The 8,616-nt window shown below is 61.8% G+C and carries 7 protein-coding genes; 2 read left to right on the top strand and 5 right to left on the bottom strand.

The genetic code is table 11. The features are described 5' to 3' along the window. Positions 1–14 precede the first annotated feature (14 nt). Entirely contained in the window at positions 15–2,630 is a 2,616-nt protein-coding gene (locus CQ12_RS06595) for a T6SS phospholipase effector Tle1-like catalytic domain-containing protein (RefSeq protein ID WP_057834533.1), read from the bottom strand. A 441-nt stretch (positions 2,631–3,071) separates the two neighbouring features. Here CQ12_RS06595 and CQ12_RS06600 point away from each other — a divergent pair, with 441 nt between their 5' ends. Continuing rightward, positions 3,072–4,331, top strand: a complete 1,260-nt coding sequence (locus tag CQ12_RS06600; RefSeq protein WP_057834534.1) for a PQQ-dependent sugar dehydrogenase — start codon at positions 3,072–3,074, stop codon at positions 4,329–4,331. 86 nt (positions 4,332–4,417) lie between these two features. Next, positions 4,418–4,999 (top strand): c-type cytochrome, encoded by a 582-nt coding sequence (locus tag CQ12_RS06605; RefSeq protein ID WP_057834535.1) that lies wholly within the window; start codon positions 4,418–4,420, stop codon positions 4,997–4,999. Positions 5,000–5,119: 120 nt separating this feature from the next. On the opposite strand, the gene panE is transcribed toward CQ12_RS06605, so the two are convergent. The 4 genes from panE to CQ12_RS06625 all read right to left on the bottom strand — a co-directional run. Beyond that, positions 5,120–6,040, bottom strand: coding sequence for a 2-dehydropantoate 2-reductase (panE, locus tag CQ12_RS06610; protein ID WP_057834536.1), 921 nt, complete (start codon positions 6,038–6,040; stop codon positions 5,120–5,122). A gap of 152 nt (positions 6,041–6,192) precedes the next feature. Next, positions 6,193–6,798, bottom strand: coding sequence for a 2-hydroxychromene-2-carboxylate isomerase (locus CQ12_RS06615; protein WP_057834537.1), 606 nt, complete (start codon positions 6,796–6,798; stop codon positions 6,193–6,195). A gap of 105 nt (positions 6,799–6,903) precedes the next feature. Then, on the bottom strand, positions 6,904–8,253 hold the full coding sequence (locus CQ12_RS06620; RefSeq protein WP_057834538.1) for an MATE family efflux transporter: 1,350 nt from the start codon (positions 8,251–8,253) through the stop codon (positions 6,904–6,906). A 97-nt stretch (positions 8,254–8,350) separates the two neighbouring features. Then, positions 8,351–8,616, bottom strand: a 266-nt coding sequence (locus CQ12_RS06625) for a DUF2239 family protein (RefSeq protein WP_157088036.1), incomplete at its 5' end; no start/stop codon positions are given.

Below are 8,616 nucleotides of genomic sequence, written 5' to 3' on the forward strand. Positions count from 1 at the left end.
CCGTTGCGGCGCGCTTACCTCGGAATGCGATAGACCCAGATCCGGGCCTTTCCTGAGTTCACGTTGCGAACCAGGCCGGGGAAGACACCGCTGACCGGCTTGTTCAGATAGATGAACAATTGCCCGTCGCGGGTGGCTCTGAATTTCTCGTCGAGCCGCCCGTTCGTCGGCTCGCCGTCAATGAAGTTCTCCTCATTGCCGGTCTCGCCGTAGCGAAGGATAACGCGTCCCATGGGCCGGTCGAGTGTCCGCTTGAGCGGATAGGCTGCTGCAAGCAAACCGAACCGTCCGAGCGCAACGGCTGAATCGAGCACGCCGTCATTCTTCCAATCGGGCAGGAAGGCGCGAAGCGGCATACCACCCGGCCCCGACGGCGCGCCGAGGAATCGCCAGTCGTCGTCCTTCTCCAGGACGAACTGATATTGTCCGCGCCTCTCAAGCGTGACGCCGACCGGCGTGCAAAGGTTGGCGGTGTCGAATTCGGCAAGATCGACGCCACGACACGCTGTCGAAGCGCAGGTGCTGGGGAAGCTGCCGTCGGAGGCCCGCTTGCACAGCTTCATGTCATCCGGATCGCAGACGTCGAGCGCGACCGGCTTCTGCGCCGGTTTGCAAAAGTTGCCGAGGCTGTCGCGGATATTGAAGAGATAGTGGCTGGCAAGCGAAAAGCCGCCGACCAGGAAGATGACTGCAAAAAATGCAGGGGCAACCTTCAGCTTGATGTCGGTGATGAATTGTCGGTAGACGTCCTTCAGCCTGAAGCCCGCGATGAAGCTATCGCTGAGCAACATCGTGATCAGGATGACGACGGCGAAAAACTGGAAATAGGGATGCGTGATGCGTTTGATGAAGGTCTGCAGCGAGGTGGACGCCTGCGGCAATTCGTAGCCAAACCATCCTGGTACTGGATAGAGCGCGATCAGCAGCAAAACGGAGAGAATCGCAATCGGCAGCGCGATCGCGCCGCTTGGCGCTTTGGATTTGCCGTGATGCAAGTCGACCTTTGCAAGGCTCACCCGCCATGCATGACGCATCTGATCGGTGATCCGGCCTCGAAGGCGGGCGCTCAACCATAACAGCAGCGCGACAAGGCTTGCACAAAGCACAAACCAGAGCGGCTCTCTTGCATAGGCATTGATCCAGCGTGAGGCCGCCCCCGGAAGGGCTAGGCCTACCATACGAATGACATCGGAAAGCGGACGCAGCGGCGAGGCGAACTCGGCTTGAGCCGGCACCGTCGACGTCAACGGGTAGGTCAGCAGATAGATCGACGCTATGACGGTCAGGAAATAGATGATGCGACGGCGCCAGATCGAACTTCCGACGACATGCTCTTGGACGAACTCACGCTGGTGGGCGTTGGCCAGGCTCTCATATTTCGGTCTGCCCGGCGGGACGGTCAGCCTGTCCGGGGTGACGATCCTCTCGTCATAGGTCAGAATTTCATATGCCGGTGGCAATCCCACCGGTGCATAGAGATGCGCATCGATGGCGATCCGGTCGAACACGCTCTCGTGGATTTTCGGTACTGCGATCTTCACGCAGTCGCGCTTGTCATCGGAAAATCTCGTGTCCGAAAGCGCGGCTACGCTTCGCGGGCCGTACCGGTAGTAACCGCCCAGCCCATTTCGTGAATCATAGATGCGGCCGTCCTTGTCCTGGATCGACCGTACCCGGATGAAAGCGTCGGGATCGGCGTTTGGTGCCGCCTTCAGGGTCAGCCCGCGGCGGCGCGCCTCGGACAATATCCAGGTGAGCGAGACGTGGGCGAGCGAGTCGTCCGGATATCCGCCACCCACATTGGAGTGCACGCCAGCGAACCAGACCTGGGTGATCCGGTTCGGATCGGTTTCCGGACTCTCGTCCCACAGCAGCGGATGGAATGTGGTGCGCTCATCGTCCAGCGACAGGGCGTGGCACGCCTTGCGGACCAGCGGATGAAGTTGCCGGTCAGGGAGTTCGAGCGGCCAAAGATAACGGCTGACCCCACGCGTCATCTCGTCGATGGGCAGGCCGTAGGCGGCAACCGTATCCCAAAGGCCCAGGAAAGCCACGTGGTCTACCGGGCGTTCATTCTTGTCGTGCTTGGCGGAAACGAACAGGTTGCGCAGCTTTCGAAACACCCATTCGACCTGAAACCGTGACTTGAACGTTTCGGCCCGGTGCGCCCGGTAGGCCGCGGCGACCTTTCGATCGAGCTCCTCCTCGGTCCGGTAATTCACCAGTCCCTGGGCGCAGATCAGTCCGTTCACGACGCGGATGGTGAAGGCGCCCCGGCTGAAGCCGAACGCAAAGATGTCGTCGCTTTGCCAGGGGCCGTATCGCTCCGCCCGATTTTCGGTCCTCGCCGCCACGGCTTCGAGCGCCAGATAGTCGAGATGCGAGCAATAGTTGCGGCAGACGAATTTGTAGATATCGAGCGCGTTTCGCTTCAGCCCGAAACCGAACGCGCCGCCCAGGATTGCAAACGGCTTGAAGGAGGAGGTGCCGACTCCGTCGTCGTAAAACGCGATCTGTTGCGAGCTGGTCAGATCCAGCGATTCAAAGACCCGCCAGACATTCGTCCGCCAGACCTTGCCGGCGGAATTGCCCGTGCCGTCCGAGAGCAGGATGATCCGCTTGTTGGCCATACGGACGCTCGCTCAACTCGGTCGACGGGGACCGACATTTGTCAGGGTATGCGAAAGTTTCTCAGGGATTCATTCTCTGCCGTATGAAATGGGCCACAATTGCGTTGTTCGTTTGCCCACAGGAAACGACAACGCGTGCGATCCGCTTGATATGGAACGCCGCCCACTCGTGTGCCTTGTGGAGAGACGGTCGCGTTTCGCTCGATGCGAATATTGCGGTGCAGCGGGCACAATGGCGAACGTTGTTCGAGCCGCCATGAGTTATCAATCCGTCTCACAATTTGCTTTCGTCGGACGGAGCCGCGGCGCCCGCGCTTCTCTCCCCGATGGGATGTGCTACCATTTCCCGGTCTGTTCTCACTTCACCAGACCAAGTTCGTCTCTCGAACGTTCCCAAATAAATAACACGCGCAGCCGCCAGGCTGCATAGGGAGTGACGCGATGAAATCGGCTTTCAATCGATCCATTCTTGCGCTCGCAGCCATCCTCGTTGTCGCGGGGGCCAGCCAGGCCAGCGCGCAACAGAAGCCTCTGAAAAAATACGAGTCCGGCACCAAGGATTTCTGGACCAACCCGCCGCCGGACTGGTTCCTCGGCGACGAGACCGAGGCCCAGAAAGGTCAGGCGCCGCCTTCCGGTCCGCCGACCGGCGCATCGGAGGCCGAGCTTGCGGCGATGATGAAGAAGATCAAGCTGCCTGATGGCTTCAGTATCGAAGTCTACGCCTCCAACGTGCTGGAGGCTCGACAGATGGCCTGGGGTGACAAGGGCACGCTGTTTGTTGGCTCCTTCAGCCTCGGCAACGTCTATGCGATCAAGGACAATGGCGGAAAGAGGGAGGTCAAGACCGTCCTCAAGGGTCTCAACATGCCCACCGGTCTGGCGTTCCTTGACGGCTCGCTCTACGTCGTCGCGATCAACAAGCTGATCAAATACGAAAACGCCGAAGCCAATCTCGACAAGCTCGGCGAGGGCAAGGTGGTGTATGACGACATGCCGACCTACGTCGCGCATGGCTGGAAATACATCGCCGTCGACAAGGATGGCTGGTTCTATCTGCCGTTCGGACCGCCCTTCAACATCGGCATTCCGCCGACCAGCCTCTCGCAGATTCGCCGCGTCGATCCCAAGACCGGCAATGCCGAGATCTGGGCGCTCGGCGTCCGCAACAGCGTCGGCGGCGACGTCGATCCGCGTTCCGGGCGTTACTGGTTCACCGAGAACGCGCGCGACTGGATCAGCGATGACATGCCGAGCGACAAGCTCAACATGATCTCGAAGATCGGCGAGCATTTCGGCTATCCTTATTGCCATCAGGGAGACATGCCGGACCCGAAATTCGCGATGGGTCACAAGTGCTCGGAGTTCACGCCGCCCGTGGTGAATCTTGGTGCGCACGTGGCGCCGCTCGGCATGAAGTTCTATACCGGCGATCAATTCCCGGCCGAGTACAAGAACAACATCCTGATCGCCGAGCACGGCTCCTGGAACCGCTACAAGTACCAGGGCGCCCGGATCAAGCGCGTGATCGTCGATGCCGACGGCAAGAACCCCAAGTCGGAAATCTTTGCTTCCGGCTGGCTCGAGGGTGATACGGGCTATCTCGGTCGGCCCAACGACGTCATCCTTGCCAAGGACGGATCGATACTGGTGTCCGACGACTGGGCCGGCGCCGTCTATCGCATCAGCTACAAGAAGTAGGACGTGAACGATCGGAGGCTGCGGTTACTCGGGAACGGGTGGCCGCAGCCTCCGTTGTTTGCAGCGTATGGCGGAGAGTAGCTGAGATGCGAAGGGCATTGGTCGGAGCGCTGGTGGTTCTGATGTCTTGCGGCTCGTTTGCCTACGCCGCCGATATCGCCGCCGGCAAGGAAAAGGCCGAGCTCTGCGTCGGCTGCCATGGCGAGAACGGCATTTCGCAGATGGAGAACATGCCCTCGCTGGCGGCTCAGCCGGACCTGTTCATTCAGTGGCAGCTCGTGTTCTTTCGGGCCGGCACCCGCAAGAACGAGCAGATGCAGCCGATCGTCGAACAGCTCAACAATGAGGATATCCGCAACCTCGGCGCCTACTTTGCTTCACTGCCACCGCCGAAGACGCCGAAACCCGACGACAATCCGGATCTGTCAGCCAAGGGCGCGCAGGCGGCCGCCGGCCGGCGCTGCGCCTCCTGCCATTTGGATACCTATGCCGGCACCAAGGCCGTCGCCCGCATTGCCGGCCAGCGCGAAGAATATCTCGTCAAGGCGCTGCGCGACTACAAGTCGGGCGTGCGGGCCGGCGGCGCGATGGCGGCGATGGCCGATGTCGCCTTTCCGCTGAGCGAGGAAGAGATCGAGGCGCTGGCACATTATCTCGCGCATCTCTAGATGCGGACGGGGTGGGTTGATCTCTCCACTCGGGCACTATCGGATGTGGAGAGACCGTCACCCCACCCCGCCGCTCATTGCATGAGCGTCGACCCGCCCCCTCAAGGGGCGGGTGAGGGATCATCCCCGCTGCTTCTCATACGCCTTGAGATGGGTGTAAGCGATCCGCAGCTTCGGTACCGGAATCTTGGCGGCGTCGGCCCGGGCAACGAGATCGCCGATCACGTGATCGGCCTCGACCGGCAGGCCCGCCTTGATGTCGCGGAACATCGAGGCGGTCATTGGCGAACCCTCGGTCGTCAACAGGCCGGCGGTGCGCTGGAAGAACGGGCCGGCTGGTTCAAAGCCCGAGGCCTTTGCAATCGCGGCGCACTCATCGAGCATGCCGAGCAGAAAATCCTTGCCGCCGGCAACGGCCAGGATGTTGCCGACCGAGGTGCGCATCAGGCAGGTGGAGGCCGCCAGCGAAGCCAGGAAAACCCACTTCTCCCACATGTCCTGCATGATGTGTTCGCTGGCGACGGCGCCGAACTTGCCGCTGTCGAACGCTTTCGCGATCGCGCGCACCCGCTCCGACATCGCACCGTCACGCTCGCCGAAATTGAGCGACTGCATCGGCGCGAGCTGCACCACCTCGCGGGCCTCGTTGAGCGTCACCGCAATCGCGCAGAGGCCACCCAGCACGCGTTCCGCTCCAAATTTCTTGTCCAGCACGTTGAGGTGCAGCAGGCCGTTGAGCAGCGGGATGATCGCAGTATTCGGTCCGACCGCAGGAGCAAAGGACTTGATCGCGTCTTCGAGGTCGAACGCCTTGCAGCTCAGCAGCACCACGTCGAACGGCTCGGCGAGCTTGTCAGCCTGCACCGTCGGCGGGTTCTTCAGTGTCACATCGCCGGCGGGACTCTTGATGACAAGGCCTGCGCTCGCGAGCTCGGAAGCGCGCTTCGGCCGGACCAGGAAGGTGACATCGTTCCCGGCCTGCAGCAGCCTGCCGCCGAAATAGCCGCCGATGGCGCCGGCGCCGACCACGAGAATACGCATGGAACAACTTCCTCTTGTTATTGGTCTTGGAGTATTGGTCTTGGAGGCGACGAATGGCGAGTAGAAAATATCGGCTTCTTCCTGCTCCCAACTATTCGCCGCTCACCATGCGCTTCTTTACCACTTCCCGCCAAACAGTCGAATCGGGGCGGCTATTTCCCCGAGATCATTTCCTCGACTTCGCGAAGCTGTTCCTTGCCGAAAAACATTTCCTTGCCGACGAAGAAGGTCGGCGAGCCGAACGCGCCACGCTCGACCGCGTTTTGCGTATTCTCGATCAGCTTGGCCTTTACATCGGTGTCCTGCGAGCGCGCCAATAGCCTGGCGGCATCGAGGCCGGACGAGGCCAACGCTTTGGCCGCAACTTCGGGATCATCCATTTTCTTCGGCTCGACCCACATGTGATGGAAGGCAGCCTCGACATATTTCTCGAATACGCCCTCGAACTGGGCTGCTATCGCCGCGCGCATCAAATGCAGCGTGTTGACCGGGAAGAACGGGTTCCAGACATAAGGCTTGACCCCGAACCGCTTCAGGAAGCGCTCGGTCTCCAGCGCGTGGAATTCGCGCTTGTTCTTGATGCCGGCGAATGCTTCGGCGGGCGATCTGTTGTTGGTGGCCTTGAAGATGCCGCCGAGCAGGACCGGCACATACTCGAACTTCACGCCGGTGCGTTGTTCGATCGCGGGGATCGCCTCGTGGCTGAGGAAGGCGTTGGGGCTGCCGAAGTCGAACAGGAATTGCGGATTTGAGGTCACGGCAGTCTCCTTGGATGTTTTGCCGCATTCTGGCGCATGGCAACCATCGCGTCCACAGTATTATGACGAGCGTAATATTGTAGGAACGCGCGAGCTGTTCCGTCGCTAAACCAGCCGTTGAAGCGGACGGCGGCGCCATACCAGCGCGTAGTAGCCGAACTGCAGGACGAACATGGCGCAGAACACGATAGGGTAGGCGGCCCAGACCCCTTCCAGCCCGACGGTCCGGCTCAGGATCACGGCAGCGGGTATCTCGATCGCGACGATGGCGAAGATCGACAGCAGCATCGGAGCCAGGGCGACGCCGCCCGCACGCATCGCGCCCGAGAAGACGGTCGCCATCCCGAACGGCACCGAACTCCACAAGGCAATGGCCAGGAGGTTTCTTGCGAGATCGAGCACGGCGGCGTCGGTAATGAAGATGCCCAGCACGACACGGGGAAACAGACTGATCAGCGCCACCAGCCCGCCGGTCAGGACGAGATTGAGGAGCAAGCCAGTCCGGACGATGGCGTCCAGCCGGTCGCTCTGGCCGGCGCCGATCGCCTGCGCGCCGAGGATCGACACCGTGATCGAAATCGATATCGCGGTGAACTGCGCATAGCCCATGATCTGGTTGACCGCGCCATAGGCGGCGGTCGCATCAGAGCCGAAGCCGTTGACGAGGCCGAGCAGCACCAGTTCGGCAACCGCCATCACCACCATCCCGACCGCGCTCGGGATTCCGATGCCCAGAATCTTGCCGAGCAGAACGCCATCCAGCCGCAGCCTGCGCAGGAATTCGGCATCCGGCGCCAGCGGACTCTTGCTGTGACGCAGATATAAGCCGAGCACCAGCAGCGTCAGCGCGTTGGAAGCAGCCGACGCCCACGCCGGGCCGGTCACGCCGGTGGCGGGCAATCCGAGCCAGCCGCGCATGAGCAGTGGCGTCAGGGTCAACCCGATCGCAGTCGACAAGGCCAGCGCCAACAGCGGCGTCAGCGTGTCGCCGATCCCGCGCAGCATCGCCGTCATCAGCAGGAAGACGAAGCCGAGCGGCATGGTCAGCAGCACGACACGTGCGTAGGCGCTGGCCTGATCGAGAATATCGGGCGGCGTCGCGAGCGCGTTCATCAATTGCCGGCTGAACAGCCCGCCAAGCACGGCAATGGTGGCGGCAAGAAGGAGGCCGAGCGCGAGCGTCGCGCCCGCCACCGCCTTCACTCTGTCCTGTTCGCCCGCACCCCAGGCCTGCCCGATCAGGACGGTGGCGCCGGTAGAGAGGCCCATGACGAACGCGAACAGAAAAAACATCACGGGAAAAAACACCGATACCGCCGCCAGCGCGTCGACCCCGATCATCTGGCCGAGCAGCGCGTTGCTCACGGTGCCGAACAGCGATTGCAGCGCGTTGCTCAGCATCAGGGGTGCGAGGAAGACGAGGAACGTCTTCCAGAGAGGGGGGGATTTCGACACGACAGTTTTCCTGCTGAAGACGTGACAGATCGTTGCCGCGCACCGGTGCGATGGCGGATGAGAGAGACTTGGCAGATGGGCTAGAGCGCGATCGCGCCTAGGGCTCGGCGCGATCGCTGAAGGCGAGCTTGACGACGTGGTCGCGGATATCGTCGGGCCAGCCGGCGACGAGGCCGACGAATCGCCGCCGGTCATCGGCGAACAAGGCGCGCGAGGCTTCCTCGAAGCCCGCGAGGTTGCCGGCCATCACGGACATGAAGCGATAGGCGGCATCCCTGGCCGCGCGCGCGCGATCCAGATCGCCATTGGCGCGGCGTGCTTCTTCCACGAGCTTTCGCAACGCCACGGACGCGCCGCCGGGCT

Origin of the sequence: Bradyrhizobium jicamae (assembly GCF_001440395.1) — a bacterium.
In the GTDB taxonomy this organism is placed as follows: domain Bacteria; phylum Pseudomonadota; class Alphaproteobacteria; order Rhizobiales; family Xanthobacteraceae; genus Bradyrhizobium; species Bradyrhizobium jicamae.